General features: G+C 35.9%; 1 protein-coding gene and 1 pseudogene. One reads left to right on the plus strand and one right to left on the minus strand.

Going from position 1 to position 1,352, the window contains the following annotated elements:
• The coding region (locus tag ABZW17_RS46685) for an IS6-like element IS1216 family transposase (RefSeq protein ID WP_031559408.1) at nucleotides 1-679 on the minus strand (679 nt) is incomplete at its 3' end.
• Nucleotides 680-847: 168 nt separating this feature from the next.
• On the opposite strand from ABZW17_RS46685, the pseudogene ABZW17_RS46690 reads away from it, so the two are divergent.
• Nucleotides 848-1,352: pseudogene (locus tag ABZW17_RS46690) on the plus strand (hypothetical protein); the annotation flags it as partial.

Genomic DNA, 1,352 nt, shown 5'->3' on the forward strand with positions numbered 1-1,352 from the left:
AGGCTGTTATTCCCATTAATACCTTGATTTCAGTAGACACCGAAAAGCCGAAGAGAGTGCCTTCTTTTCGGGTTTTCTTATATAATCCTCGAATGGCTTCCATGCCTTTAATCGTGGGTGAGGCAGTGCGTAAACTTCGATAGAATTTATTGCGTCTCTTTACTGGACGATGGTCTTGTTCAATCAAATTATTCAGGTATTTAATGGTACGATGTTCTGTCCCTTGATAAAAGCCGTATTCTTTTAGTTTCTTAAAGGCACTTGTAATAGAGGGGGCTTTATCTGTGACTACAACCTTCGGTTCATCAAACTGCTTCACTAACCGCTTAAGAAAAGCATAGGCTGCTTGTGTGTCCCGTTTTTTACGTAACCAAATATCCAAGGTTAAACCATCTGCATCGATGGCTCGATACAAATAATGCCATTTTCCTTTAATTTTGATGTACGTTTCATCCATTTTCCATGAATAAAAGGATTTTTTATTTTTCTTTTTCCAAATTTGATAGAGTAGTTTGCCATATTCTTGCACCCAACGATAAATCGTCGTATGAGAAACGTTAATGCCACGATCATATAAGATTTCTTGAACTTCACGATAGCTAAGGTTATAACGAAGATAGTAGCCCACGGCTACAATAATCACATCCTGCTGAAATTGCTTTCCTTTAAAATGATTCATCGTCATTCCTCCTGCTATCTTTTTCTATTATTCTACCTTATTTGATAGTAGATTTAAAACTTTGCAACAGAACCCTATATTCGTTACAATGGTTATGGGAAGTTTTTCAAAAGGTTAAGAAAAGCTTACGGGGGTTTTTGAAATCAAAAAGTAGTAGGGGACGATAAAATGAAACATACACACAAAATCATATTGGCTGTCACTTCTGTATGCACTGTTATTATTCTAGGTGTAAGTATCTTTTTTGTTACACAAGCAGTAACAAACAATAAATTAGAAAACACTAGTCAAACAACTCAACACTCAAGCAGCAGCTCAAAACCTGTTGAAGATAAACAAACGACGAAACAGCTTGATCAAGCAAAACAGCTTGCTGCAAGTTATCATTATGATGAAGCCATCGCCTTACTTGAAAAAGACGACGCCAAAGAAGCGCAACAATTGTTAGCAACTTTGAAAAAAGAAAAAGAATCCTTGGTAAAATGGGAAGACCCGACCAAAATCTCACACGTCTTCTTTCATAGTCTGATTGTTGATCCAGCTAAGGCTTTTCATACCCAGCAAGCACAAGGGTATAAAGATTATATGGTCACTATTTCCGAATTCAATAAAACCATTGATCAGTTATATAAAAATAACTATGTTCTTGTTAATCTAAATGGATTAGTCAAAA

This window comes from Amycolatopsis sp. NPDC004625 (assembly GCF_040609695.1).
In the GTDB taxonomy this organism is placed as follows: Bacteria; Actinomycetota; Actinomycetes; order Mycobacteriales; family Pseudonocardiaceae; genus Amycolatopsis.